Raw genomic sequence first — 26,332 nt, 5'->3', positions numbered from 1 at the left:
GCGTGGCGAACGCAGCGAGCGGTGCGGGAGGCAACGGATGGACGAGGCGCGGGCACGGGACGTACTGGACGCCGCGGGTCTTGAGCGGGACGCGGCGCTGCTCGCCCTGGGGGAGAACGCGGTGTTCGGCAGTGGCGGGACGGTGGTCAAGGTCGGCCGTGCGGCGCCCGAGCTTCTCGACCGCGCGCGGCGGGAGTTGCGGATCGCGCGCTGGCTTGAGGACTCCGGGGTGCCCGCGGTGCGGGCCGCCGAGGGCGAACCCCGGCTCGTGGACGGGCACCCGGTGACGGTGTGGCACCGCCTCCCGGAGTCCGTGCGCCCCGCCGAGCCGCGCGACCTCGCGGCACTCCTGCGCCTCGTGCACGCGCTTCCCGCGCCGGAGTTCGAGCTGCCCCGGCGTGAGCTGCTCGGCGGCGTCGAGCGATGGCTGCGGCTCGCCGGCGACGCGATCGACGTGGCGGACGCGGACTATCTGCGGGAGCGCAGGGACGGGTTCGAGGCGGCGGCAGCGGCACTCACCCCCCGGCTCGCCCCCGGCCCCATCCATGGCGACGCGCTGCCCCGCAACGTCCTGGTGGGCGCGGACGGTCCGGTCCTGGTCGACCTGGAGACCTTCTCCGCCGATCTGCGGGAGCACGACCTGGTGGTGATGGCGCTCTCGCGGGATCGGTACGGACTGCCGGCCGAGGCGTACGACGGGTTCGTCGCGGAGTACGGCTGGGACGTGCGGGAGTGGGAGGGGTGCGCGGTGCTCCGGGGCGCCCGGGAGACGGCGAGCTGCGCATGGGTCGCGCAGCACGCGCCGACCAACCCGAAGGCGCTGGCCGAGTTCCGCCGCCGGGTCGCGTCACTCCGCGACGGTGACCCGAGCGTGCGGTGGTACCCCTTCTGACGCGTCGGGGTCAGACGCCCGCGGCGGGGTCAGACGCCGGACGCGCTGAACTCCTCCCGGAGCGGCCACGTGCCGTCCACCACCGCGTCCGTCTCGCCCTTCTTCCGAAGGAACTTCTGGAAGTCCGCCGCCCACTCCGCGTACCACTCGATCTGGCGGCGGTGCAGCTCCGCCGGTCCGAACGCGGCCAGCTTCGGGTGGCGGTCGGCTATAGCGGTGGCCAGGCGGGCCGCGGCCAGGGCGTCCGACGTGGCGTCGTGCGCCGATTCCAGGAGCACGCCGTACTCGGTGCAGACCGCTTCGAGGTTCCGCTTGCCCTTGCGGTAGCGCTCGACGGAGCGGTCGATCGCGTACGGATCGATGACCGGGGCCGGTTCCGCGCCGCCCAGGCGCTCGCGCAGGGACGGCAGGCCGTGCCTGCGCAACTCGGCGGAGAGCAGGGTCAGGTCGAAGGTCGCGTTGTACGCCACGACCGGGACACCGGACTGCCAGTACGAGACGAGCACGGCGGCTATCGCGTCGGCGACCTCCGCGGCCGGTCTGCCGTCGCTGGCCGCCCGTTCGTTCGAGATGCCGTGCACCGCCACCGCGTCCGCCGGGATCTCGACCCCCGGGTCGGCGAGCCATTCCCTGCGGCCCAGCGTCTCGCCGGCCCTGACCTCGATCACCGCGCCCGTCACGATGCGTGCCTCGCGCGGGTCCGTCCCGGTCGTCTCCAGGTCGAAACCGATCAGCAGCTCCCGGTGCCAGCCCATGGCCGCCCCCTTCTCTGTGGTGCTTTCCCCCATTGACCACCACGATCCCACGGGCCACTGACAATCCGAGGCCCACCTTCCGCTTGCCGCCGGGGACGGCTCGGGAGACGGCTCAGGAGACCGGCCGCGAGTCCGCCCAGGCCAGCTCGAACTCCTCCCGGTACGTCTCGAAGAGTCCGCTCTCGTCCGGCTCGTCCGCCTTCACCACCCGGCGGCCCCCGCGCAGCACGAGCACCGGCGCCTCCATCCCACGCGTCCTGCGCAGATACGACTGGACGACCGCGATGCCGTCCGCGCCGTCCCCGTCGACCAGATACGCGGTGAAGCGCGGCGTCTCGTCGAAGACCTGGATCTCGAAGGCGCCCGGGTCGCGCAGGCGGGCCCGCACCCGGCGCATGTGCAGGATGTTCATCTCGACGCTACGGCTCAATTCACCGCGCTTCAGGCCCAGTTCACGCTCCCTGCGCTTGACCGCGCTGCTCGCCGGGTTGAGGAAGAGCAGCCGCACCCGGCAGCCGGACTCCGCGAGGCGCACCAGGCGGCGTCCGGAGAAGTTCTGGACCAGGAGGTTCAGGCCGATCCCGATCGCGTCGAGGCGGCGGGCGCCCCCGAAGATGTCCTCGGCGGGGAACTGCCTCAGCAGCCGCACCCGGTCCGAGTGGACGCCCACCACGTCGGCGTACCGGTCGCCGACCAGGGACTCCACGGCGTCGACGGGCAGCCGGCGCGCGGAGGGCGTGTCCGTGCCCGCGCCGAGTATGTCCAGGAGCTTGGCCGACGCGCGCTCCGCCTGGGCGAGCACGGCGGTGGACAGGGCGCGGTTGCGGGAGACGACGTTGCGGGTCACCTCCAGCTCGTCCAGGGCGAGTTCGACGTCCCTGCGGTCGTCGAAGTACGGCTCGAAGCACGGCCAGTGCTGCACCATCAGCTCGCGCAGCTGGGGCAGCGTGAGGAAGCTGAGGACGTTGTCGTCGGCCGGGTCGAGCAAGTACCCCTTGCGGCGGCTCACTTCGCGTACGGCGACGGCCCGCTGCACCCACTCCTGCCCGGCTGGTCCGGCGGCGGCGACCACCCAGTCGTCGGCGTGCACCGGTTCGTAGATGGGACGCAGAACAGCGGCCACGACCGCGCGCAGCCGCTGCTCCACGAGATTCAGCCAGATGTAGGCCCGCCCGGCGCGCTGGGCGCGCGTGCGCACCTCGCGCCAGGCGTCGGCGCCCCAGTCCAGTTCGGGTCCGATCTGAGATCCCATCTCCATCGGCCGCGCCAGGGACACCGCTCCGGGCGGGCCGTCCGCGGGACCCCCCTCGTGACCCTCGTCACCAGGGGGCAGTTCCCGCCCTCCCGAGCTCACCCAGCGCACCCCTTCCGCTCCCCCGAGCACTCCCCCGTTCAACGATCAAGGAAGGGTACTCCGGGAGCGGCGGGCGGTGCAGCCGGATGGCAAGGGTGGATTCTCAACCACCCATTGGCGGCTGGCCGTTCTGGTTGGCGAGGTCCTGCGGAGTGAGCGGGCTCATAGCGGTCACGTCGCGCGCGGCCAGCGAGAAGCCCTGCCAGTGGACCGGCATCGGCTGCTGGTCCTCGTCGCGGGCGATGTGGTGGAAGCCGATATGGACCCAGGTGACCGGGTGTGTCAGGGACTGACCGTTCACCCACTTGTCGACGCTCGTCGGTGCCCCGGCCGCACATCCCGGGTTGTTGCTCGCGTACTGCTCGCACTTCTTGTACTCGGTGAAGTACACGTCGTGCTTGGTGAAGGGGCGTCCGGCGTGCTTGTTGCTGGCCCCGGGCACGATCTCGTACGAACGGGGGTGGCCGTCCTTGTTCTTGCCGGCCCCGCTGACCACGCGCCACCAGCGCATGTCCTTGCTGTCACCGGCGAGCTCCTTGGTGACCTTGGTGCGGGTGGTCTTCGTGGTGGGGCTGCCCTGGCCGGTGGGCGGGGTGACCTTGGAGTCGTACTGCTCGACCTTGGCCTTCGGGGAGCCGTCCAGGCCGAAGTTGAGCCGCCAGAAGACGTTGTGGGCGTGGCTCTCGGCCTTGGCCTGGTCGCCCTTGCCGATGGGCCAGCCGCGGCTGTCGCCGCCGTCGTAGTCGTACGGGGAGAGGCTGCCGGTCGCGCCGACCTGGGAGGTGATGGTGCCGTCCGAGGAGAAGCGCCACTCGGTGATGTACTCGTACCAGGAGGCCTTGTTCACGGTGTAGACGAGCAGGTCCTTGCCCTGACCCGTGTAGACCTTGCCGGTGCCGCCGGTGCTCTGGTCGTCGTTGAGGCGGTACGCGTGGCCACGCGCGCGCGTGGTGGCGCACAGCCCCTTCACGTCGCCCCGCTGCGGGACCTTCACGGTCTTGATGGTGCCGCCGGGGCACTCGCCGGGGTTCAGGTCCTGCAGGGCCTGGCCGAAGTCGGTGCCGGTGACGTCGTCGTACTCGGCCTGGCCGTCGTCGTAGGGGACGTGGACCTGCGCGAGGCGGGCGCTGGTCAGGACGGGTATCGGCTTCGCCTCGTCCTTGGGCTGGTAGCTGATCTTGTCGAGGATGAGACCCGAGAGCGTGTTGTAGTGCCAGCACATGCGCCAGGTCGTGCCGCCGTCGACGGTCTGCTCGATCTTGTAGGCGTCACTGCAGTCGGCGGCCGCCGTGGGGGCGCTGGGCGCCTTGGGCGCGGCCGATGCGGGTGAGGCGACGGTGGCGGCGCCGCCGATGAGCGCGGAGACCGCGAGGGCCATGGTGACCCTGGTGCGGGCGCGCGAAAGTCTGTTGACGTGCATTGCGTTGTGAACTCCCTCGTACGAGGAGAAGCAGAAGTGTGGTGTCGTGCGCGGTGGGCCGAGATCAGCCGAGGCGGCCGACGGAGCGGGTGCTCAGGTCGACGACGAGGGACCGGGTGTCGATCCACGGGCCGTTCTTGACCTTGGTGACGACCTGCAGGCACCGGTGCTTGCCGCAGTCGGCGAGGTTGGCCGGGACGCGCTCGACGGTCTCCTTGCGGAAGACCATGCCGCTCAGCTGCAGCTGTCCCGGGCCGGTCAGCGCCTTGCCCGTGGCGTGCTTGAAGTCCTGCTTCAGGCCCTTGCCGAGCGGGTCGGCGATCAGCAGCCCGGCGCCCTCGGCGAGCTCTTCCTGGCTGGGCGGCGGCTGGACGTTCTGCGCGGTGGTCGTGTCCTCCACCTTGCCGGTCTCCACGTTGACCGTCTTGGTGATGACCGCGTCCTTCTTGTAGTCGTAGTAGACGACTTCCGCGCGGCGCGGGGCCGCGGCGCCCGCATCGGTCGGCTCCGGCTCACTGAGGTTCGTCGAAAGGAGCTGCGGGCCGCGGTCGCCCTCGACGTCCCTGGCACTGGAGCGCAGGGCGCCCGACACCGACGCCTTCTCCGCGCGCTTGATCTCCGCATCGGTCAGCGGGTCGCTGCCTATGCCCTTCTCACCCTCGTCGGGCGCTGCCTCGACGACACCGTCCTTCATGACGGCGTCCTGCTTCGCGTCCGCCGCGTTGGCCTGGCGGCCCCCCGACTCGCCCGCCCCCGGCAGTGTGACGCCCACCAGCACCGCGGTGGCGGCCACCGCTACTGCCGCGCCCGCCACCACCTTCCCCAGGTGGCGTCTGACTAGCTCTCTCACTTACTCCCCATTTCCCCCACGAGCCCCTTCAAAGGGCATACCGAGTATGTGGTCGGACGGTTAGACGGGTTCAACTCCCGCGTGGTTGCCCCACTTTCGGGGAGACTCTGACCAAAGTGACCCCGGGCCGAGGGGGCGGTAGTGGAAGAGTCGTATGCATGCAGGTGTGGCCAGGACAGGCGTATCCACTCGGTGCCACGTACGACGGCGCCGGCACGAACTTCGCGGTCTTCTCCGAGGCCGCCGACCGCATAGAGCTCTGTTTGCTGCACGACGACGGCTCGGAGACAGCCGTCGAGCTGCGTGAGTCCGACGCGTTCGTGCTGCACGCCTATCTGCCCGGCGTGATGCCGGGCCAGCGGTACGGCTTCCGTGTGCACGGCGCGTACGACCCCGCGCAGGGGCACCGCTGCAACTCGGCGAAGCTCCTGCTCGATCCGTACGCCCGCGCCGTCAGCGGCCGGATCGACTGGGGCGAGGAGGTGTACGGCTACCGTTTCGGCGCCCCGGACAAGCGCAACGACTTGGACTCGGCGCCGCACATGATGACGTCCGTGGTGGTCAATCCGTACTTCGACTGGGGCGACGACCGTCCGCCGCGCACCCCGTACAACGAGACCGTGCTCTACGAGGCCCATGTGAAGGGCCTGACCATGCGGCACCCCGATCTTCCGGAGGAGTTGCGCGGGTCGTACGCGGCACTCGCGCATCCGGCGGTCATCGATCACCTCGTGCAGCTGGGGGTGACGGCCCTGGAGCTGATGCCGGTGCACCAGTTCGTGAACGATCACCGTCTGGTCGACATGGGCCTGAACAACTACTGGGGCTACAACACGATCGGCTTCTTCGCGCCCCACAACGCGTACGCGTCCTGGGGCGACCGGGGGGAGCAGGTCCTGGAGTTCAAGCAGGCCGTGAAGGCGCTGCACGAGGCGAACATCGAGGTGATCCTCGACGTCGTCTACAACCACACGGCCGAGGGCAACCACCTGGGCCCGACGCTCTCCTACAAGGGCTTGGACAACTCCTCGTACTACCGCCTCACGGACGATCCGCGCTACTACATGGACACCACGGGCACCGGGAACTCGCTCCTGATGCGGTCGCCGCACGTGCTTCAAATGATCATGGACTCGCTGCGGCACTGGGTCACCGACATGCATGTGGACGGCTTCCGCTTCGACCTCGCGGCGACGCTCGCCCGGCAGTTCCACGAGGTGGACCGGCTGTCGTCGTTCTTCGACCTCGTGCAGCAGGACCCCGTGGTGAGCCAGGTGAAACTGATCGCCGAGCCGTGGGACGTCGGCGAGGGCGGCTATCAGGTCGGCAACTTCCCGCCGCTGTGGACCGAGTGGAACGGCATGTACCGCGACACCGTGCGTGACCTGTGGCGGGGCGAACCGCGCACCCTCGCCGAGTTCGCGTCCCGGCTCACCGGCTCGTCCGACCTCTACCAGGACGACGGGCGGCGCCCCTTGGCATCGATCAACTTCACCACCTGCCACGACGGTTTCACCCTGCACGACCTCGTCTCGTACAACGAGAAGCACAACGACGACAACGGCGAGGACAACCAGGACGGCGAGAGCCACAACCGCTCCTGGAACTGCGGCGCCGAGGGCGAGACCGATGATCCGGCCGTCCTGGAGCTGCGCGAGCGGCAGATGCGCAACTTCATCGCGACGCTGATGCTCTCGCAGGGCGTACCGATGCTCAGCCACGGCGACGAGTTCGCCCGCACACAGGGAGGCAACAACAACGCCTACTGCCAGGACAACGAGATCGCCTGGGTGCGCTGGCCCCAGGGCGAGAGCACGCAGCTGGAGTTCACGCGCGCGATGGCGTGGCTGCGGCGCGATCACCCCGTGTTCCGCAGGAGGCGGTTCTTCCACGGCCGGCCGGTCGAGGGCACGCACGACGAGCTCTCCGACATCGCCTGGTTCACGCCGGAGGGCGAGGAGATGACGCAGGAGGACTGGGACGCGTCGCACGCGCGGGCGCTGACGGTGTTCCTGAACGGCAACGCGATCTCGGAGCCGGGTCCGCGCGGCGAGCGGATCTCCGACGACTCGTTCCTGCTGATGTTCAACGCGTCGGCGGAGCCGCTCGAGTTCGTCGTCCCGGTCAATCACGGCCGCCAGTGGCAGGTGGTCGTGGACACCTCGCTGGCCGAGGGGGTGCCGCCGGACACGGGACCGAAGGCGGCGGCCGGTGAACGCCTGACGCTCACCGACCGGAGCCTCACCGTCCTGCAGCGCCCGGCGTGACCTGAGGGGTGGTGGCGTTCGCGCCGTCGTCCGCCGCGGGGCGGGCGGCAAGGGCGACGAGGAACGCGACGGCGGCGGCCACGCTGCCGAGCGCGAACGCCGCTCCGGGCCCGTAGGACTCGGCGAGGCGTCCCGCCACGGCGAGCGTGACCGCCTGGCCGCCGACGAAGGCGCTCGCCGCGAACGTCATCCCCTCGGCGAGGCGCCGCGGCGGGCAGGAGCGCTCGGTGAGCGCGAAACCGGTGATCAGGTTCGGGGCGTAGACGGCACCGAAGACGGTCACCACGAGGTACAGGGCCGTCATGCTGTCCGTCCACACCAGCGGCAGCGAGAGCAGTGCCGCGGCGGCCGTCGCCACGCGCCAGCGGGCGTACAGGCCGAAGAGCTCGGGCAGCGCGGCCATGGAGAGCCCCACGACGGCGCTCATGACGCCCATGGCGGCGTAGACGAGCCCTGCCTGGCCCGGCTGCCCCAACTCCTCGGTGAGGGCCGTGATGCCCGCTCCACAGGCGCCGAGCAGAACGCCGACGAAGACGAGGCCGACCCGTACGACGACGACCGCGCGCGGAAGGCGCTCCCGGCCGCCACGCGCGCGTGCCGCCCGCCCTGACCCCGGGGCGGCCCGCACCGTCCGGCCCGTGGGGTGCAGTGCGAAGCCGGAGCCGCAGACGGCGACCAGGAGCGCTGCCGCGCCGAACGCGTACGCCGGGTGCCACGCCACCGCGGCGAGGCCCACGAAGGCGGGGCCGAGCACGAAGGACAGCTCGTCCATCGTGCTCTCCAGGGACAGCACGGTGTTGACCAGCCGGTCGTCACCACCCGCCCGGCGGACCAGCGGGACGGCGCGTGCGCGGGCCAGCGGGCCGATCCCCGGGATGCTCGCGCCGGCGAGCACGGCGAGGACGACGAGCGCGGGCGTGGGCAGCTCCAGGAGGGCGCCGAGCGTGTACACCGCGATCGCCACGGCGTTGAGCAGCGAGAAGCCGAGGACGACGGCGCGCTGGCCCCGCCGGTCGGCGAGGCGGCCGACGAGCGGGCCCATGGTCACCTGGCCGAGCGCGAGGGCGCAGGCGACCACACCGCCGGTGGCGAGGGATCCGCTGGTCTCGGTGACCAGCAGGACGCTGCCGAACTGGATCATGGCAACGGGGAGCCTGCCGAGGAACGAGATCACCGGAAGGAGCACTCCGGTGTGCCCGATGACTTCCCGGTAGGTGTCCAGGAGCCCGGGTGCTCCCCCACCCCCGTCCCCGCTCCCGTTTCCGTCCTTCCGTTGCCCGTCCTGAGCGACCTGTACTTTTGCAGCCATCGTCCGAAGCTAGTCACACCATGACGGCCAGAAGCATGAGTCGATGGCACGAAAGCCCGCCAGGCGGGTACGTACGTTCGCATGACGCCTGAGCGCTCAGAGCCCGCGGTCCCGCCGCCGCCCACCGCCACGTACCGACTGCAGCTCCAGCCGGAGTTCCCCTTCGAGGCCGCCGAGGCGGCCGTCCCGTACCTGGCGTCGCTGGGGGTCTCGCACCTGCACCTGTCGCCGGTCCTTGAGGCCGTTCCCGGGTCCACGCACGGCTACGACGTCGTGGACCACGCGCGCGTACGCGAGGAGCTCGGCGGCGAGGAGGGGCTGCGGTGCCTCTCGCGCACCGCGCGGGCGCATGGACTCGGCCTCGTCGTGGACATCGTGCCGAACCACATGGCGGCGGTGCCGCGCCACAACCACGCTCTGTGGGAAGTACTGCGGGAGGGGCCCGGATCGCCGTACGCGCGGTGGTTCGACATCGACTGGGACGCGGGCGGCGGACGCGTGCTGCTTCCGGTGCTCGGGCGCGGGATCGGGGACGAGCTGGAGCGCCTGCGGGTGGACGGCGACGTGCTGCGCTACCACGAGCACGCCTTTCCCCTCCGCGAAGGCACCGCGGAGCTGCCCCTTCCCCGGCTCCTCGACGCGCAGTGGTACCGGCTCGGCTGGTGGCGCCTTGCCCGTACGGAGCTCAACTACCGGCGCTTCTTCACCATTTCGGACCTCATCGGGGTGCGCGTCGAGGACCCCGAGGTGTTCGACGCCACCCACGCGAAGATCCTCGAACTGCTGCGGGAGGGGGTCGTGGAGGGGCTGCGGATCGACCACCCCGACGGGCTCGCCGATCCGGGGGCGTACCTCCAGCGGCTCCAGGAGGCCACGCGGGGCAGCTGGACCGTCGTCGAGAAGATCCTCGCGGACGGGGAGCAGCTGCCCGCCGCGTGGCCCGTCGCGGGCACCACCGGATACGACGCGCTGCGCCACCTCGACGGCCTCTTCACGGACCCGGCGGGGGCGGGCGAGCTCCTCGGCCAGTACCGCAGGTTCACGGCGCCCGCGGTGGACCGGGGCGGCGACTGGGGGGCGACGGTACGGCGCGCCGCGTACAAGGTGCTCGCCCATGAGCTGGCCGCCGAGACCGACCGCCTCACGCGCGAGGCGACCGCGCTCTGCGCCGCGGACCCCGCGCTGCGCGACCACGCGCCCTGGGCCCTGCGCACCTCGCTCCTGGAGCTGCTCGTGCGACTCCCCGTCTACCGGCCGTACGTCTCCGGGGGCGCCGAGCCCGCTTCGGTGCTCACGGTGGGTGCCGCCGAGGAGGCGAAGGCGGCCTTCGCGGTACGGGAGGAGGCCGAGGCGGTCGATGTCGTACGGGACCTGGTCCTGGGGCGGCTGGGGTCCGGGCCCGCGGTCGACGGCTTCCGCGCGCGGTTCGCGCAGACCTCGTCGGCGCTGCGGGCCAAGGCGGTCGAGGACACGGCGTTCTACCGGCACGCGCCGCTCCTGTCGGCCGCTGAGGTGGGCGGCTCCCCCGAGCGTCCCGCGGTGACCCCGGAGGCCTTTCACGCCTATTGCGCGCGCGTGCAGCGCGACTGGCCCTACGCGGGGACGGTGCTCTCCACGCACGACACGAAGCGCAGCGCCGACGTACGGGCGGGCATCGCCGTCCTGACGCAGTGCCCGGAGAAGTGGGCGGACCTGCTGGTCGACGTGACCGAGCAGACCGCGCGCGCGGGCGGCACCAGCGCGCCGGATCCCCAACTGGCGTGGGCGGCCTGGCAGACGGCCGTCGGCTTCGGTTTCCCCTACGACGAACGGCTCCAGCAGGCCCTGCTCAAGCACGTGCGCGAGGCGGGCCTGCACACGAGCTGGACCGAGCCGAACGAGGCGTACGAGAAGGCCGTGGCGGCGTTCGTGGAGGCGGGCCCCTGCGGGCCGCCGCTCTACACCGTGGCGGAGTTCGCGAGCGGCCTGCGGCCCCACGTGCGGGCCAGTGTTCTGGGGGCCACGCTGCTCCAGTTGACGATGCCCGGGGTGCCCGACCTCTACCAGGGCACGGAGGGCGAGTACCGGGCGCTCGTGGACCCGGACAACCGGCGGCCCGTGCGGTTCCAGCCGCATGTCCTTGAGTACCTGGAGCAGCACCGGGACCGCTGGGACCTCTCCGAGGAGAAGCTGGCCGTGACGGCGACCGCGCTGCGGCTGCGCAGGCGGCGCCCGGAGCTGTTCGGCGGCGCGGCGACGTACGAGCCGCTGGCGGCGCGGGGCCCCGGTGCGGCGCACTGCGTGGCCTTCGCGCGCTCCGGAGAGGTGATCGCGGCGGCGACGCGGCTCTCCCTGCGGCTGGCCGAGGCGGGCGGCTGGCGCTCCACGGAGCTGGAGCTGCCGGAGGGGCGGTGGGCCGATCTGCTCACCCGGGGGCGGGAGTTCACGGGGCACGCGCGCGTGGAGGAGCTTTTCGGGGAGCTGCCGGTGGTGCTCCTGGAGCGGGTCTCAACAGGGGCGGACGAGTAGCCGGCGCGGCGCCCGCGTCATGAGGCCCCGGGGCGCGGACCGGAAGCCGGGTGCCCAGCGCAGGCCCGGCATGGCGTCGAGCAGGGCCCGCAGGCCGCATTCGGCGGCGAGTCCGGCCAGGGCGGTGGCCGGGCAGTAGTGCGGTCCCGCGCCGAACGCCAGGTGCGCCGGGTCGGCGCGGAAGATGTCGTAGCGGTCGGGGTCGGCGAAGCGGTAGGGGTCGCGGCCCGCGGAGCCGATCAGGCAGGCCACCACGGCTCCGGCGGGCAGCGTGGTGCCGCCCAGGGCGATCGGCGCGGTCGCGCGGCGCAGCACGACCGGGGCGGGCGGATCGCGGCGCAGGGACTCCGCCCAGGCGCCGGGTATCAGCCCCGGACGGGCGCGCACGAGGTCCAACTGGGCGGGGTGGTCGAGGAGGTTGGCGAGGAAGGAGGCCAGCGCGAGGGCGGTGGCCTCGCCGCCACCGGTGAGGAGCGTGCAGGCAAGGCCGGTCACGGCGTCGTCCGAGAGCGCCTGCCCGTCCGCCCGGCCTCCGCACAGCGCGGAGAGCAGGTCGGTGCCGGGATGGGAACGGCGCCGCACCACGTGGGGGCGCAGCAGTGCGGCCAGCTCCGGGTGGGGGGCGCCGGGGTGCGCGGAGCCCGTCCGGCACCACTCCTGCGCCCGTACGGCGTCCTCCCAGGGCAGTCCGAGCGCGGCGACGGCCGCGGCGGCGGGCAGCCAGGCGGTGAAGTCGGCGACGAGGTCGGCCTCACGCCGCCCCGCCATGCGCCGGGCGAGGACGTAGGCGGTGCGCTCGGCGGCGGCCCGCAGCGCGGGCTCCAGGAGCCCCCGGCAGTCCGGGCCCGGAGCGCTCGGCTCCGCACCGAGCCGGGCGTCGGCGAGCGCGGCCCGCACATCCGCGTACCGGCTGAGCAGCCAGGCCCCGAGGGGTTCGTCGCGGACGAGGGGGAAGTCCTCGCGCAGCAGGCGGTAGTGCCGGTAGGGATCACGCGCCACGCCGGGGGACAGGAGGCTGGGCAGCGGAGCGGCCAGGGCCTTCGCGGCCGGTCCCGCGTGCGCGTACGGACGCGGCGCGGCCGGCGGCGGACGGTGCCCATGAGGGGACGAGCTCGACAACACGGCTGGCTCCCCGCTCCTCCTAGGCGCCCCCGCCGGCAGGTGCGTGTGGGGGTTTCAGCGGATCACCGCCGGGCGGCTCGCGCAGTTCCCATACACCCATTCGGGTGACGCTCGGGGAGAAGGTCCGACGTGGGGTGACGCCCCTTGGGGCGCACGCTTGACACCTGCCCGACCGCGTGGCGTACTGCGGATTGCGTCAGCGGACAAGACGGGGGTGAGTCAACTGGCGGAGCAGCGCTATCCCAATGTGGCCGAACTTGTGCTGTCCGCAAGGCAGTTGGCCGCACACCGCCCGGAGCTCAGCACGCTGCGTCAGGTGGGGGCCTCGCGCGCCGGGAGACCTCTGCACCTGCTGTCCGTCGGACGCTCACCGCGCGCCGTCCTGGTCGTCGCGGGCGCGCACGCCAACGAACCGACCGGCGGCTCGACGCTGCTCCACCTCGCGGAATGGGCCCTGCGGGACGAGGACCTGCGCGCCGACGCCTCCTGGCACTTCCTCCTGTGCGCCGACCCGGACGGCGCGAACCTGCACCGCACGCCCGCGCCGCGCACCCTGTTCGACTACCACCGGCACTTCTTCCGGCCCGCGGGACCCGAGCAGCCGGAGTGGTCCCCCTCCGTCCTTCCGCCCGACCGGCTGCCTCCGGAGACGCGCACCCTGACCGGCGTCATCGACGAACTGCGGCCCTACTTGCAGGTGTCGCTGCACGGCACCGATCTCGGCGGCAGCTGGGTGCAGTTGACGCGGGACATCCCGGGGCTCGCGGAGCCGTTCGCCAAGTCGGCGGCGGAGCTGCACATACCGGTGGAGACGGGGGCTTCGGACGCCGCGGGCTGGCCCGTCTCGGGGCCGGGGGTCCATGTGCTGCCGGGTCCCGGTTCGGCGGCCGCCTATCCGAGCCTCCCCGAGGACGCCCGGCACACGACCTGGCACCACGCCCACCGGTACGGCGGCCTGACCGCCATCGTCGAGGTCCCCATGTGGGCGAGCGACCTCGTGGACGACGCGGCCGTCCACCCCTCCCCCGTGCTCGCGCTGCGCGGCTTCTCGCAGCGGCTGCGCCATGACGCGGGCCTGGTCGAGGGCATCCTCGGCGAGGCCGTGCCGCGACTCCCGGAGGCGCGGGGGCCACTGCTGCGCGCGGCACGCTGGGCGCTCGACCTGGTGCCCGGCCTCGCCGACGACTGGGCCCGGCTGCCGCCCGCGGGGACGTCGATGGCGTACATCGGCAGTGTCGACGCCTTCGGGCGCCGCCTTCCGCTGCGGGCCGCCGCGATGCTGCTGCGGGTCCTCGACGCGGCGGGCGACCCGGCCGCACCCCGCCTCGAACGGCTCGTCCAGCACTGGAGCGAGGCGTTCGCCGAGCGGTTCAGGGCGCGCTGGGTGCCACTGGAGGACCAGGTGGAGCACCAGTCACGGACGACGGTCGCCGCGGCGCGGCACGCGCGCGTGCAGGACGACTGACCGCGGCACGGCTCACACACATCCCTGCCGGGTCTCACGGGGCTTCACGAGGAGGAGAGCCGGAAGCTCATCTTCCCGAAGCCGATCAGATCGCCGTCCTGGACGACGGCCGCACCGATCACCCGGCGGCCGTTCACGGACGTGCCGTTGGTCGACCCGAGGTCGCGCAGCACCCACATGCCGCCCTGTCTGCTCAGCTCGGCGTGCACCCGGGAAACCGTCTCGTGGCTGAGCCTGAGCCCGTTCGCGGGGTCGCGGCCGATCCGCAGCGGATGCGGGTTCCCCGGCACCGGAAGAAGCAGCTTCGGCAGGCGCTCGGCCTGCCAGGCCCTGCGCAGCCGGACCGTGAACCCGGAGACCGCGCCGACGGTGCCGAACACCACGCGCGAGAGACGCCCCTCGGTCCGCAGATCGGCGGTGAGCGCGGCGAGTTCGTCCGGTTGACGGGCGGCGAGCGCCAGCTCCATGCGCCGCACGAACGTGTCGTGCGACAGCTTGCCGAGGGCGGCGCCCTCCCTGAGCACCTTCAGCGCCCTGTCACGCTCGGCGTCGGTCAGCCGCGCGGGGTACGTGTGGAACTCAAAGGACGACGTCACCCTGGTGATTGTCGGTCAGCTCGGCCGGAGTGTCCAGAAAACGCGGAACGACCGCGAACCGATCACTTCTGCAGCACGATGGAACGTACGTCACCACGGATGACGTACGGATGAGGACGGACGGACGACAGCGGATGTCGGACAAGGGGGAACTGTCGGTGGAGTTCGAGGTGTGGGCACCGGGGGCCGCGCGAGTCGCACTTCAGTGCGAGGACGGCACGTATGCGATGGAGCGCGCCGATGGCCGGGCCGGGTGGTGGACGGTGCGGGCGGAGGCCGCCGACGGGGCGCGGTACGGCTTCTCGGTCGACGGCGGCCCCGTGCTGCCCGATCCCCGCTCGCGACGCCAGCCGGACGGACCGGACGGGCTCAGCGCGGTCGTCGACCACGACCGGTACGCGTGGCGCGCGCCCTGGGCGGGGCGCGGAGTGCGGGACGCGGTCCTCTACGAGCTGCACGTGGGGACGTACACGCCGGACGGCACGCTCGACTCGGCCGCGGGGCGTCTGGGCCACCTCGCCGAGCTCGGCGTCACCCATGTGGAGCTGATGCCGCTCTGCCCGTTCCCGGGGCAGCACGGCTGGGGGTACGAGGGCGTCTCCCTGTGGGCCGTGCACGAGCCGTACGGCGGTCCCGACGCGCTGAAACGATTCGTCGACGCCGCGCACGCGCACGGCATCGGCGTCGTGCTCGACGTCGTCCACAACCACCTCGGCCCGTCCGGCAACCATCTGCCCGCGTTCGGGCCCTACTTCACGGAGACCCACCAGACCCCGTGGGGCGCCGCGGTCAACCTGGACGCCCCCGGCTCGGACGAGGTGCGTGCGTATCTGATCGGCAGTGCGCTCGCCTGGCTGCGCGACTACCACCTGGACGGCCTGCGGCTGGACGCGGTGCACGCGCTGCGGGACACGCGCGCGTGCCACTTCCTGGAGGAGCTCTCGGCGGCCGTGGACGGGCTTGCCGACGAGCTCGGCAGGCCGCTCTCGCTGATCGCCGAGTCCGACCAGGGCGATCCGCGGGTCGTCACCCCGCGCGCGCGGGGCGGGCTCGGGGTGCACGCGCAGTGGAACGACGACTTCCACCACGCGCTGCACGCCACGCTCACCGGTGAGGCGCACGGCTACTACGAAGACTTCGCCCGGGCACCCTTCGCCGCGCTCGCCAAGACGCTGACGGGTGGCTTCTTCCACGACGGCACGTACTCGACCTTCCGGGGGCGCCGGCACGGCCGGCCCGTGGACCGCGCCCGGACGCCCGCGTACCGCTTCCTCGGCTACACGCAGACCCACGACCAGATCGGCAATCGCGCACAGGGAGACCGGCTCTCCGCCACCCTCTCCCCCGGTCTGCTCGCCTGCGCCGCCGCGCTCACCCTCACCGGACCGTTCACGCCGATGCTGTTCATGGGCGAGGAGTGGGGTGCCGCGACGCCCTGGCAGTTCTTCACGGACCACACCGATTCCGAGCTCGCGGAGGCCGTACGCCGGGGCAGGCGCCGGGAGTTCGCCGCGCACGGATGGGCCGAGGGCGACATTCCGGATCCGCAGGACCCGGCCACCAGGGAGCGCTCCTGTCTCGACTGGGCCGAGCCGCTGACCGACCCCCACGCGCGCGTGCTGGCCTGGTACCGCGAACTGATCGCCCTGCGCCGCGCCCGCGGCGACCTCCGCGACCCCGATCTGGCGGCGCTCCGGGTCGCCTACGACGAGGAGAGGCGGTGGTTCGCGGTCCGGCGCGGTGATCTGCGGATCGCGGTGAACATCGGCAAGGAGGCGGTCGACATCCCGCTGGGCGGCCGGGGCACGCGGGTGCTCGCGGCGTGGCAGCCGGTCACCGCGCCCGGAGCGGACGGGCTGCTGCGGCTGCCCGCCGAGTCCTGCGCGGTGCTCGCGATGCCGTGAGGACTGCGGGGCGCCATGAGGACAGCGGGGAGAGTCAGAGGGCTCCGGGGACGGTCAGTTGACGATCGCCAGCTCGCGCGGCGTCGAGTTGAGACGCCGTACGCCGTCCTCGGTGACCGTCACTATGTCCTCGATGCGCACTCCGAAGCGGCCCGGCAGATAGATGCCGGGCTCCACGGAGAAGCACATGCCGGGCACGAGCGGCAGCTCCTCGCCCTCGATCATGTAGGGCGGCTCGTGGGTGGTGACGCCGATGCCGTGCCCGGTGCGGTGGATGAAGTGCTCGCCGTACCCGGCCTCGGTGATCACCGCCCGCGCCGCCCTGTCGACGTCCTGGCAGACGGCGCCGGGCCGCACCGCACGGCAGCCGGCCTCCTGCGCCTCGCGCACGATGTCGTGGACCCGCTGCTCCTCGGCGTCGGGCTCGCCCACGTGCACCGTACGCGAGGTGTCCGAGCCGTAGCCCCCCAGCAGGCCGCCGAAGTCGAGGACCACCATGTCGCCGTCCTCGATGACGCGCTCGCCCGCCTCGTGATGCGGGTTGGCGCCGTTCGGGCCGGATCCGACGACGGTGAAGTCGACCTGCGAGTGCCCGAACCGCCGCAGCAGCTCGGCGAGTTCGGCGGCAATGTCCGTCTCCTTGCGGCCCGCGAAGGAAACCTTCTTGATCTCCTCGTACGTGGCGTCCGCGGCGGCACCGGCCGCCGCGAGGCGCTCAAGCTCCGCGGCGTCCTTGACGGCGCGCAGCATGGGGAGCGCTTCGGTGAGGCTCACGTAGGAGGTGTTCGGCAGCTCCTTCTGGAAGCCGAGGAGATGCATGGCCCAGGAGTTGTCGCTGATCCCGAAGCGGCCGTCGACGTCCAGGAGCGGTGCGGTCGCGGCGTAGGGGTCCTTGCCGTCGGTCCAGTCCCGCAGGGAGAGCGCGCTCGCGCCCGCGGCGAGTTCCGCGTCCGGGGCCTCCAGGGTGGGCACCACGAGGACCGGCTCCTGGCCCGCGGCGAGCACCAGGACGGTGAGGCGCTCGGTGTCGACCGGACGGTAGCCCGTGAGCCAGACCATGTCGGGGCCCGGCGCGACGAGCAGCCCGGCGAGCCCCGCGTCCGCCGCGTCGGCCGCGGCGCGGTCCATGCGGGCCTTGTAGTCATCGGCGGTGAAGGGCGCGGGGGCGCCGGTCATGGGGATACCGGTCATGGGGGCCTCCAGGGCTGCTCGCTGCGGCGTGTGCGGCGTCTACGGCGGCACGGCGTGGTGCTGCCGGTGATGCCGATCCTGCCCCTGCCCCAGCGCCGGCGCGAGCCCATTACGGCGGCCCCCGTCGCGTCACGTACGTCACGAGCATCAGTCGCGGCACTCGCGTCCCGTACGCCGCGCACCTCACGTCACGAAGCCCGGTGTCACCGACAGGGCCTGCCGCCCTCCGCTCTCGTGGCGCACGGTCACAGTGACGTTCCTTCCCGGGGCAGCGGCGGCGACCGCGGCCGCCAGGCCCTTGGCGGACGCGATGCGGGTCCTGCCGAAGGCGAGCAGTACGTCACCCCGTACGAGACCGGCGGTGTAACCGGGTCCCGGGCTGTGCACTCCGACGAGCAGGGCACCGGCGCCCTTGGGTGCGTCGACGGCCTCCACGCCCAGCGTGGGTCGCGTGGCGGTCCGCGCCTCGGCCTTGCCGTGCTCCTTCTGCGGCGGCGTCGGCGCGGCGGCGGGCGGGACGGCGGCGGGCGGGACGGCGGCGGGCTTGGACGCCGCACCCGGAGCGGCCTGCCCACCCGGGGCATGGCCACCCGGGGCCCGTCCGGCCTGCCCTGCCTGCCCCTTGGCACCGCCCTGCGCCTGAGCCTGCGCCTGCTTCTGCATGTCGGCGAGCTTGCTCATGCCGATGACGGTGGTGGTGACGGTGCCGAGACCCACCCCCGTCAGGACGAGGACGACCGAGACCAGCAGCCCGAAGAACAGGGTGATCAGCCGCCGCCCGCGCCGTCGCGCGGCGTGCGGGCGGGGGCCGGTCCCGGACCGGTGGCCCGAGCCGGATGCCCGCCCGGCACGCGCCTTTCGCCCTATGCCGAACTTCCGGCCGCCACCGGATCCGCCGTCCCTGCCACCTCCGCCGCCTCCGCCGCCTCTGCCGCTCCTTCCGAACCTCCCGAACCTGCCGCCATCGCCGGGATCCTGTCCGGGCATCGGCTTGGGACGCAACGCAGTCTGTTCCATGGCTCGCCTCCGGCCACAGCCCTACCCGGGGTGACGCGGCGCGACGATTCACGAACGAGTGACGTCCAGGTGTGCGGCCTCGGCGACCGGGGCGCCCGATAGCGTGACCGCGTGACGACCAACCCCGACATCGCGTCCCTCTGGGCCCGGACGACGCGCGTCCGGATCACCGGGACGACGGGCGGGTCCGACCTGCTCCATGACGTGCACGACCCCGCCGAGCTCCGCGAACTGGCCGGGCTCCTCGCGATCGATCTCACCGCCGACGGCTTCTGCTGCATGTGCTGGGGTGACCTGCGGTTCGACCTCAGCGACGCACGCGGGCGGCATGTCCAGCGGCTGAGACTGCACCTGGGCAAGGTGAGCAGTGACGTCGAGTACGGCCAGGACGGCCAGTTCCCGCTGGTCCATTCCGAGGGCCTGCGGGACTGGCTGTCCGTCCGGGGCCTCTGTCAGCCCCTGTGACCCGTGTGACCTCCCTCGTGCCCGGCCCCGTCATGGCCGTCATGGCCGCCGTGGCCCGCCCCGTGGTCGAACTTCAGGGCCTCCTTCGGCATGACCACGAAGGGGCGCATCATGCCCATGTCCTCGTGCTCCAGGAGGTGGCAGTGGTACATGAAGCGGCCGTACGCACCGTCGAACTTGCCCATCACGCGCAGCAGTTGGCCGCCCGGGACCCGGAAGACGTCCTTCCAGCCTCGCTCGTTCGGGGCGAGGGGGATCTCCTTCTTCGGGTCGAAGGCGATCGGGGCCAGGGTGCCGCCCACCGTGACGTCGAAGCCCGACACGTCGTACGCGTCGCGGCCCAGGAGCTGGAAGTCGGCCAGGTGGATGTGCATGGGGTGGGTCACCGGCGGGTTCACCGCGAGGTTCAGGAAGCTCCACTGTTCGTGGCTGCCCTCGGCGATGGTGAAGCCGAGACCGTCGTTGAAGGTGCGGGCGGTCCGGCGGTATGTCTTGGTCTTCCCGTCCGCGCCCGTCAGCTGGATGACTCCCTCGGTCGCGACCCGGATGTCGCCCGCGTCCTTGACCTCGGTCATCTCCCAGATCTCCGGGTGGCCTCCGCCGCCCTTCGTGGCGGGCGGTGTCAGGACGATCAGGCGGTGACCGTGCTCGATGTCGTGGCTCAGCGGGCGGAAGGAGCCCGAGAGCACCTCCGGGAGCGAGAAGGAGTCATCGGCCTCGGTGTCCCGCACGCGGAACTCCATGACCTGCGGATAGCGCACGTCGTTCGCCGGATCCGGGATGCCGGGGGCCTGGCCCCGGCCCTTGTTCACCAGACGCACCCGCTTGCCCGCGAGGGCACGGAAGTCGATCAGGAGGTCCATCCGCTCGGCCGGGGCGATGGTGAGCGTGGGCAGTGCCTCGTCGAAGTCGACCGGCACGGGACGCGGCAGCAGACCGCCGTCGCTGCCGATCTGGTGCAGGACGCCCCGCACCGGGTTGTTGTCCTCGTCGACGAGCACGAGGTCGTAGATACGGGCGTTCGACGCGTTCACCAGGCGGAAGCGGTGCCAGGCCGGGTCCACGTCCGCGTACGGCCAGATGCGGCCGTTCACCGTGCTGTACGGGCCCGTGAAGGGCAGCGTGACCGGCTTGCCCGTCTCCGGGTTCGCGGCCTGGACGATGACGGTCTTGTGCAGGAGGCGGCCGTTCAGCCGGCCGTCCTCGTCCGTGTCCAGGTTCCGGTCGGCGAACAGCAGCGGGATCTCCCGCTCCCCGCAGGGGAGGTGGAGCGCGTCCTCTTCGTCGTCCCGCAGCAGGTACGTGCCATACAGCCCCGCCTGCACGTTCCACCGGGTGATGTTCATGGCGTGATCGTGGTACCAGTACTGAACCGCCTGGTGGTCGTTCGGATACTCGGCGAGCTGGGCGTCGCCGAACCCCACCGCGTTGTCCGCCCACCCGTCGTTGCCCCCGCCCGTCTGCGCGCCGTGCAGGTGCGTCACGGACCAGGCAGGCAGCGCGGCCACGTCCTTGCTCGGCTCCACGCCCGCGCGGCCGGGCAGGGTGCCGGGGCTCGGGACGGCCAGGGGCACCTCCACGGAGGTGACGGGATACTCGGCGCCCTTCGGAATGCGGTTGGTCCACGCGATCCGGATGCGGCGGCCGCGCCGCACCTCGATCGTCGGGCCCGGCACACACCCGTCGTACCCCCACATCTGGGTCGGCGGCAGCTGCGGGTGCAGCCGGATCCAGGCCGGGCGCAGCGCGATCTCGGTCTCCGCGGGCACGTCGGTCTCGTCGCGCCAGTCGACGGAGTCCGGCCGCAGGACCGGCGGCACCGGCAGCGGTGTGACGTACGGCGCCAGCTCCCCCTGTGCCGTCAGGCGGTCCGTGGTGCGCTCGATGATGTCGGTCAAGATGAACACCCCCGTGTTGATCGGCTGCATCGATCAGCCGTGATGATCAATGCAAATGCAAGGGCCGCCGTCCGGCGGCCAGTTGAGCAGCCTGGTCAGTGGCCGCCCCCTCACGAATAAAGACTCTCGGCGCCCCCGCCAAGTTCCACGAATCCCCCATTCCGCAGGAAAAGTATCGGAAAGCACAGAGGGAATTGGGCAGTCCTGTTGTGGGTCTGCTGTCAGTGACCGCTGTTACTTTCGGAACATGACCGAACGTGCACTCCGGCTGCTGCGACAGGACCCACGCCTGGCCGAGCTGGCCGCGTTCCCTTTCGCATTCGATCTGTCCCGCACGGACCACGTCGAAGAGGTCCGCCTCGCGTCGGGTGGTCCGCTGGAACCAATCGCCGGGGACGATTCCGGGGGCACGTATTTCGTGTGCGGTGACGGCTCCGTGCTGTACGCCGATTCCGAGGGCTCCGCCGGGATCATCGGGGACAGCGTGGACGAAGCCCTGGAGATCCTCGTCGGCCTGCCCGGCTGGCATGACTACGTACGTCTTTCACCGACCGACGGCGAGGCGCGGATACTCGCCGAGATCGCCGACACGGAGGGCGACTTCCGCGAGGACTGCGTGCCCGATCTCGACGCGCACCGCACCGAGCTCCGGGCCTCCCTCGGGCTCCCGGAGCGCTCCCCTTTGCAGCTCGTCGCCCGGCTGCACGCCTCGCTGCTGCGCACCGAACCGGACCACCTCCTCCTCAACGCCGTCGAGCACCTGGCATACAGGCGCCTCGATCCGCATCCGCGCCCGCCCCTGTGGGAGCAGGTGCTCACCAAAGGGCGCACCGACCTGGCCCTGCTGCGGATGGGCGACCGCACGGTCTGGGACGGGGTCGCCCGGGACCGGGCGCGCAGGGTGGCGGCGCTGCGGGCCGCGCAGTACGACCGGCGGAACACCGACCGTGCGCTCCTGCGCCACCTCCTCAAGCACGAGGCGGACGCCTCCATGTCCGACGAACTGCGGCTCGCCGTCGTCCTCGTCGGGCTGCACTGCCTGGCCGAGGACCTGCCACTGCTGCACGAGGCCCGCGAGACGACGTACGACACCTGGCGCGGCCTCGCGGGGCTTCCGGAGGAGGCAGGGCAAGTCCAGGAGTGGGCGCGCTCGTTCGACGACTCCAACTATGGGATGGACCCCGACGACGAACCGGAATCCACCTGGCTGGAGCTGGCACGCCAGCAGGGGATGGTGGAGACGGCCCGCGCCTATCTGATACGCGAGCTCGACGACACCGGCCCCGATCCGGACCAGCTGGCCGTCCTGCGCGACGAGTTGGCGCTGCTCGGGGACTACACCCAGGCCATACGGGCGCAGCGTCTGCACCTGGCGCTGCAGGACACCGACCAGGGCCGGGCAGCCGCAGACGCGCGGCTGGCCGAGCTGGAGCGGAGGGCGGTGGAGGCTGCGGCGGCGGAGTCGTAGGTCTCGCACGTGGGTTACGTCGGGTGCTTCCGGGCTGTGCTACGGGGATCGGCGAGGCCTCGCACCCTTGCGGCCTTGCGGCCTTGCGGCCTTGCGGCCAGGAAGGGTTGGGGCGAACGTTGTCCCGGGCCGCCACGAACGGCCCCCTCCTCCTCAAGGTGATCGGAGTCGACGTGGCCTCCAGCCCTTCCACCCCTGCCTCCACCCCCTCCTTCCAGCTACCGCATGCCCTCCTGGGCGACGGCCCCCACAAGGTGATCGCCGTGCACGGCTGGTTCGGCGACCGTTCGGCGTACGCGCCGGTGCTCGCGGACCTCGACCTCGCCTCGTTCCAGTACGCGGTCGTTGATCTGCGCGGGTACGGGGAGGCGAAGGACGCGGCCGGCGCGTACACGACCTCCGAGGGTGCCGCCGATGTCGTGGCCCTGGCGGACCGTCTCGGCTGGGACCGCTTCTCGCTGATCGGCCACTCCATGGGCGGCAGCGTCGCCCAGCGGGTCCTCGCGATCGCGCCGCACCGGGTCCGCAGGCTGGTCGGCGTCTCCCCCGTGCCCGCGTCCGGGCTCGATCTCCCGCCGGAGCAGTGGGAGTTGTTCGCGGAGGCGGACCATCTGCCGGGGAACCGCCGCGCGATCATCGACATCACCACCGGCGGCACACGGCCTGCGGCCTGGCTCGACCGCATGGTGGAACGCTCGCTGGACGCCAGCGACGCGAAGGCCTTCCGCGCCTGGCTCGACTCCTGGGCCGGCGAGGACTTCCACGACCGCGTCGAGGGCTCGACCGTGCCCGCACTCGCGGTGGTCGGGGCCCTGGACCCCGCGCTGGGGGCGGACTTGATGCGCCGGACCTGGCTGCGCTGGTACGCGCGCGCCGAACTCACCGAACTGAGCGAGGCGGGGCACTACGCGATGGACGAGACCCCACTCGCCCTGACCCGCACCGTGGAGGACTTCCTGCGCAAGGACGCCGAGAACGAAGACATCTCGTCGTGAGCGTCGCTGAACCCCCCGATGTACCGGATGTACCCGATGTACCCGATGCGCCGGACAGGCCAGACGGACCCGACGTGTTCGACCCCCGGCAGTACGCTGCCGGGGTTCCCCACGATCGCTATCGTGCGCTTCGGGACCAGCACCCCGTCGCCTGGCAGGGTGAGCCGCAGGTGCTCGACTGGCCCGCGGGGCCCGGCTTCTGGGCGGTGACCCGGCACGCGGACGTGGTTCGCGTGCTCAAGGATTCCGTCACCTACTCCTCGCACCTGGGCGCCACCCAGATCCGCGACCCCGACCCGGACGACCTGCCGTTCATCCGGCGCATGATGCTCAATCAGGATCCGCCGGGACACGGGAGGTTGCGTCGCCTGGTGAGCCGCGCCTTCACGCCCAGGCGGGTGGAACGCTTCGAGTCCCTGGCCCGCGACCGGGCCCGCAGCCTGCTCGACGCGGCGACCGATCGAGCCCGCGACGGCATCGGCGACCGCAGGGGCGACGGCACATGCGATCTCGTGCGCGATGTCACCGACGACTACGCGTTGCTCAATCTCTCCGACCTCCTCGGCGTGCCCGAGAGCGACCGCGGCCTGCTACTGCGCTGGACGCAGCGCGTGATCGGCTATCAAGACCCCGATGAGGGGGGTGAGTTGCTGCGCGGCGCGGACGGGAAGCCTCTCAATCCGCGCTCACCGGCGATGCTGCGCGACATGTTCGGCTACGCGCAGGACCTCGCGGCACACAAGCGCCGCGTACCCGCCGATGACGTCATGACCACCCTCGCGACCGATCCCGAACTGACCGCCCCCGAACTGGAGATGTTCTTCTTCCTGCTCACCGTCGCGGGAAACGACACCGTCCGCAGCGCGGCACCCGGGGGCCTCCTCGCGCTCATGGAACACCCGGATGAGTACCGCCGCCTGCGCGAGGGCGAGGTCCCGGTCTCCACGGCGGTGGACGAACTGCTGCGATGGCACCCGCCGGTGCTCACGTTCCGCCGTACGGCCACCCGGGACACGGTGCTGGGCGGCCGGAGCGTCCGCGCCGGGGACAAGGTGGTCGTCTTTCACGCGTCGGCCAACCACGACGAACGCGTCTTCGCGAACCCGCACCGGCTCGACCTGTCCCGCTCCCCCAACCCCCACGTCTCCTTCGGCGAGGGCCCGCACGTCTGTCTGGGCGCCCACTTCGCGCGTCTCCAACTCCGCGTCTTGTACGAGGAGTTCCGCACCCTGGAGGCCGGTCCTCTCGAACTGGCGGGGCCGCCGCGACGTCTCGTCTCCAACTTCATCAACGGGTTGAAGTCAGTACCGGTGCGAGTGCCGGTGCGGACACCGAGGGCACGGTAGCGCCGCGTCCGAACAGCCATCGGATACCGTTCAAGATCTACCGCGAGCCCCGCGCGCGAGCACCCGCGCCCCTGACCACGGAGACCCCCGCATGCACGGCGCAGCCGTCCCCGCAGCCGAGGACGAGTACCCCGACGAGTACCACGACGACGTCTTCCCGTACGCCGAAGCCCCCGATGACGGCACCCCCTGGCAGGCACCCGCCGACCTCGAAGAGCACCTGTACGAACTGTGCGAGGCCGACGACGCGTACACCTACCTGCGGGCGATAGCCGTCACCGGCCTGTACCGCCCGGTGTCGGTGGCCGAGATCGAGCCGGGCGCGACCGATCGCCCGGTCCTCACCGTCGATCTCCCCGACGGCCGCCGGATCGCGCAGATGTACACCGCCGGGCTGCTTCCCCGCCCGCATCCCGAAGTGGTGTACGAGTTCGTCACGCTCGGCACGCTCGCCGCCGAACTGCCCGACGACATCGACCTCCTGGTGGTCAACGCGGCCACGCCCTGCCAGCAGTTCTATCTGACGACCGACGAGGAACGTAACGTGTGGGCGGACCTGCACGCGGACCTCTACGCCGACGACCGTCTGCACGACCGCATCGACACCCGCCGCACCGGCGCCCCGGAGTCGCCCGTGCTCCTGCACGGCCTGGCCTGCGGCGCCCACCTCTGCTTCGCCAACGGCGACGCGTGGAACACGCTGGACTGGCACGGCGCGGGCCACCACTCCGAGATCGAGCGCCTGGCGGAGTGGTGGGGCGTGCACGACCGCGAGGACTGGCTCGCCACGCAGGAGCGGCTCCTGAACCGTGAAGTGAGCCCGTGGTACTGGGACTTCGTCCTCGGCGCCCGTACGTCGCTGATCGAGCAGTTCGGCCCACGCGTCGACCCCGAGCTGTGGCGGCAGTGCGTGGAGGTGACGATCCGCGACCGCATGGCGGAGGCCGGTGGCCCCGACTCCCCGCACGAGCCGGGCGACGACCCCGAGTTGGACGACTTCGTCGCCGCGCTGCGCGGGCTCGTCGGCAAGATCATCCGCTACGAGTCGCGCTTCCGCGCCGACGATCTCCTGCCGCCCGATGGCCATGTCCGCACCATCGCCGCCTGGGACATCGGGCGCGCGTCGAAGATGGCCCGCTGGGGACGCGGCGCCCGCTACGCGACCCATGCGGAGCTGGAGGCCGCCGTCGAGCGCGCGAGCCACGCGGCCCGGTCGGCGTACACCTCATGGGAGGAGTTCTCCGCGGGCTACGTCCTCGGCCGCTGCCTCCACTTCGACGAGGAGCAGTTCGGCGCCTGGTACACGACGGTGCTCCAGGCCCACCGAGAGCTGACCACGGACCCGGACAGCCCGTGGCTGACGGTGCCTTTCGCATGATCAGCTGACGGTGCCGTCCGCGCGATCGACTGACGTGCGTTCGCGTACTCGTCCGGCGTGCCGTCCGCATGAACGGCTGACGCGACGTCCGCGCGATCGGCCAGGCCGTGCAGGAGGACGAGGGGACTACGC

20 protein-coding genes are annotated in these 26,332 nt (G+C 72.0%); 10 read left to right on the top strand and 10 right to left on the bottom strand.

Annotation, left to right across the window (positions count from 1 at the left end; translation table 11 throughout):
* Window positions 1–37 precede the first annotated feature (37 nt).
* Window positions 38–892, top strand: a complete 855-nt coding sequence (locus AB0E78_RS37525) for an aminoglycoside phosphotransferase family protein (protein ID WP_361842802.1) — start codon at window positions 38–40, stop codon at window positions 890–892.
* A gap of 29 nt (window positions 893–921) precedes the next feature.
* Here the strand turns inward: AB0E78_RS37525 and AB0E78_RS37520 are convergent, their stop codons facing one another.
* The 4 genes from AB0E78_RS37520 to AB0E78_RS37505 form a co-directional block, all read right to left on the bottom strand.
* Entirely contained in the window at window positions 922–1,647 is a 726-nt protein-coding gene (locus AB0E78_RS37520; RefSeq protein ID WP_361842799.1) for a 3'-5' exonuclease, read from the bottom strand.
* 112 nt (window positions 1,648–1,759) lie between these two features.
* Window positions 1,760–3,001 (bottom strand): SAV2148 family HEPN domain-containing protein, encoded by a 1,242-nt coding sequence (locus AB0E78_RS37515; RefSeq protein ID WP_361842797.1) that lies wholly within the window; start codon window positions 2,999–3,001, stop codon window positions 1,760–1,762.
* A 103-nt stretch (window positions 3,002–3,104) separates the two neighbouring features.
* Complete coding sequence (locus AB0E78_RS37510) at window positions 3,105–4,421, bottom strand: copper amine oxidase (RefSeq protein WP_361842794.1); 1,317 nt, start codon at window positions 4,419–4,421, stop codon at window positions 3,105–3,107.
* A 64-nt stretch (window positions 4,422–4,485) separates the two neighbouring features.
* The gene (locus AB0E78_RS37505) at window positions 4,486–5,271 is read right to left on the bottom strand and encodes a Tat pathway signal sequence domain protein (protein WP_361842792.1); all 786 of its coding nucleotides are present in this window, start codon (window positions 5,269–5,271) and stop codon (window positions 4,486–4,488) included.
* A gap of 158 nt (window positions 5,272–5,429) precedes the next feature.
* Here AB0E78_RS37505 and glgX point away from each other — a divergent pair, with 158 nt between their 5' ends.
* Window positions 5,430–7,538, top strand: a complete 2,109-nt coding sequence (gene glgX, locus AB0E78_RS37500; RefSeq protein ID WP_361842789.1) for a glycogen debranching protein GlgX — start codon at window positions 5,430–5,432, stop codon at window positions 7,536–7,538.
* Here glgX and AB0E78_RS37495 read toward each other — a convergent pair.
* The gene (locus tag AB0E78_RS37495) at window positions 7,513–8,847 is read right to left on the bottom strand and encodes an MFS transporter (protein ID WP_361842786.1); all 1,335 of its coding nucleotides are present in this window, start codon (window positions 8,845–8,847) and stop codon (window positions 7,513–7,515) included. The genes glgX and AB0E78_RS37495 overlap by 26 nt on opposite strands.
* A gap of 81 nt (window positions 8,848–8,928) precedes the next feature.
* Here AB0E78_RS37495 and treY point away from each other — a divergent pair, with 81 nt between their 5' ends.
* Window positions 8,929–11,355 carry a malto-oligosyltrehalose synthase gene (gene treY, locus AB0E78_RS37490; RefSeq protein ID WP_361842784.1) on the top strand — a complete coding sequence of 809 codons (2,427 nt, stop codon included), beginning with the start codon at window positions 8,929–8,931 and terminating at the stop codon, window positions 11,353–11,355.
* On the opposite strand, the gene AB0E78_RS37485 is transcribed toward treY, so the two are convergent.
* Window positions 11,335–12,390 (bottom strand): cytochrome P450, encoded by a 1,056-nt coding sequence (locus AB0E78_RS37485; RefSeq protein WP_361842841.1) that lies wholly within the window; start codon window positions 12,388–12,390, stop codon window positions 11,335–11,337. The genes treY and AB0E78_RS37485 overlap by 21 nt on opposite strands.
* Before the next feature lie 301 nt (window positions 12,391–12,691).
* Between AB0E78_RS37485 and AB0E78_RS37480 the strand changes: the two genes are divergently transcribed.
* A complete protein-coding gene (locus AB0E78_RS37480; protein ID WP_361842781.1) occupies window positions 12,692–13,942 on the top strand; it encodes a M14 family zinc carboxypeptidase in 1,251 nt (416 codons plus the stop codon).
* 44 nt (window positions 13,943–13,986) lie between these two features.
* On the opposite strand, the gene AB0E78_RS37475 is transcribed toward AB0E78_RS37480, so the two are convergent.
* Window positions 13,987–14,538 (bottom strand): DUF1707 and FHA domain-containing protein, encoded by a 552-nt coding sequence (locus tag AB0E78_RS37475; RefSeq protein WP_361842779.1) that lies wholly within the window; start codon window positions 14,536–14,538, stop codon window positions 13,987–13,989.
* Window positions 14,539–14,696: 158 nt separating this feature from the next.
* On the opposite strand from AB0E78_RS37475, the gene treZ reads away from it, so the two are divergent.
* Entirely contained in the window at window positions 14,697–16,442 is a 1,746-nt protein-coding gene (treZ, locus tag AB0E78_RS37470) for a malto-oligosyltrehalose trehalohydrolase (protein ID WP_361842838.1), read from the top strand.
* A 54-nt stretch (window positions 16,443–16,496) separates the two neighbouring features.
* Here treZ and AB0E78_RS37465 read toward each other — a convergent pair whose 3' ends face one another.
* Together AB0E78_RS37465 and AB0E78_RS37460 are read right to left on the bottom strand one after the other, a co-directional pair.
* Complete coding sequence (locus AB0E78_RS37465; RefSeq protein WP_361842835.1) at window positions 16,497–17,618, bottom strand: aminopeptidase P family protein; 1,122 nt, start codon at window positions 17,616–17,618, stop codon at window positions 16,497–16,499.
* 198 nt (window positions 17,619–17,816) lie between these two features.
* Entirely contained in the window at window positions 17,817–18,650 is an 834-nt protein-coding gene (locus AB0E78_RS37460) for a PDZ domain-containing protein (RefSeq protein WP_361842777.1), read from the bottom strand.
* Between the two features lie 111 nt (window positions 18,651–18,761).
* Between AB0E78_RS37460 and AB0E78_RS37455 the strand changes: the two genes are divergently transcribed.
* Window positions 18,762–19,115 carry a hypothetical protein gene (locus tag AB0E78_RS37455; protein ID WP_361842774.1) on the top strand — a complete coding sequence of 118 codons (354 nt, stop codon included), beginning with the start codon at window positions 18,762–18,764 and terminating at the stop codon, window positions 19,113–19,115.
* Here the strand turns inward: AB0E78_RS37455 and phsA are convergent.
* Window positions 19,103–21,013, bottom strand: a complete 1,911-nt coding sequence (phsA, locus tag AB0E78_RS37450; RefSeq protein ID WP_361842771.1) for an O-aminophenol oxidase PhsA — start codon at window positions 21,011–21,013, stop codon at window positions 19,103–19,105. The genes AB0E78_RS37455 and phsA overlap by 13 nt on opposite strands.
* Window positions 21,014–21,260: 247 nt before the next feature.
* On the opposite strand from phsA, the gene AB0E78_RS37445 reads away from it, so the two are divergent.
* From AB0E78_RS37445 to AB0E78_RS37430, 4 genes are all read left to right on the top strand, one after another.
* On the top strand, window positions 21,261–22,481 hold the full coding sequence (locus AB0E78_RS37445) for a hypothetical protein (protein WP_361842769.1): 1,221 nt from the start codon (window positions 21,261–21,263) through the stop codon (window positions 22,479–22,481).
* A 173-nt stretch (window positions 22,482–22,654) separates the two neighbouring features.
* Complete coding sequence (locus AB0E78_RS37440; RefSeq protein ID WP_361842766.1) at window positions 22,655–23,476, top strand: alpha/beta hydrolase; 822 nt, start codon at window positions 22,655–22,657, stop codon at window positions 23,474–23,476.
* A 74-nt stretch (window positions 23,477–23,550) separates the two neighbouring features.
* The gene (locus AB0E78_RS37435; RefSeq protein ID WP_361842763.1) at window positions 23,551–24,822 is read left to right on the top strand and encodes a cytochrome P450; all 1,272 of its coding nucleotides are present in this window, start codon (window positions 23,551–23,553) and stop codon (window positions 24,820–24,822) included.
* A gap of 91 nt (window positions 24,823–24,913) precedes the next feature.
* On the top strand, window positions 24,914–26,200 hold the full coding sequence (locus AB0E78_RS37430) for a DUF1266 domain-containing protein (RefSeq protein ID WP_361842760.1): 1,287 nt from the start codon (window positions 24,914–24,916) through the stop codon (window positions 26,198–26,200).
* Window positions 26,201–26,332 lie beyond the last annotated feature (132 nt).

Origin of the sequence: Streptomyces sp. NPDC032198 (assembly GCF_040636975.1) — a bacterium.
GTDB lineage: Bacteria > Actinomycetota > Actinomycetes > Streptomycetales > Streptomycetaceae > Streptomyces.
The sequence above is the reverse complement of the archived record's forward strand: the minus strand, read 5'-3'. Positions and strand labels throughout refer to the sequence as shown.

What these genes read in the sequence shown, in the direction of transcription:
- AB0E78_RS37510 (WP_361842794.1), bottom strand. Translation starts at nt 4,421, where the DNA reads ATGCACGTCAACAGACTTTCGCGCGCCCGCACCAGGGTCACCATGGCC.
- glgX (WP_361842789.1), top strand. Translation starts at nt 5,430, where the DNA reads ATGCAGGTGTGGCCAGGACAGGCGTATCCACTCGGTGCCACGTACGAC.
- AB0E78_RS37520 (WP_361842799.1), bottom strand. Translation starts at nt 1,647, where the DNA reads ATGGGCTGGCACCGGGAGCTGCTGATCGGTTTCGACCTGGAGACGACC.
- AB0E78_RS37525 (WP_361842802.1), top strand. Translation starts at nt 38, where the DNA reads ATGGACGAGGCGCGGGCACGGGACGTACTGGACGCCGCGGGTCTTGAG.
- treY (WP_361842784.1), top strand. Translation starts at nt 8,929, where the DNA reads ATGACGCCTGAGCGCTCAGAGCCCGCGGTCCCGCCGCCGCCCACCGCC.
- AB0E78_RS37495 (WP_361842786.1), bottom strand. Translation starts at nt 8,847, where the DNA reads ATGGCTGCAAAAGTACAGGTCGCTCAGGACGGGCAACGGAAGGACGGA.
- AB0E78_RS37445 (WP_361842769.1), top strand. Translation starts at nt 21,261, where the DNA reads ATGACCGAACGTGCACTCCGGCTGCTGCGACAGGACCCACGCCTGGCC.
- AB0E78_RS37430 (WP_361842760.1), top strand. Translation starts at nt 24,914, where the DNA reads ATGCACGGCGCAGCCGTCCCCGCAGCCGAGGACGAGTACCCCGACGAG.
- AB0E78_RS37465 (WP_361842835.1), bottom strand. Translation starts at nt 17,618, where the DNA reads ATGACCGGCGCCCCCGCGCCCTTCACCGCCGATGACTACAAGGCCCGC.
- AB0E78_RS37460 (WP_361842777.1), bottom strand. Translation starts at nt 18,650, where the DNA reads ATGGAACAGACTGCGTTGCGTCCCAAGCCGATGCCCGGACAGGATCCC.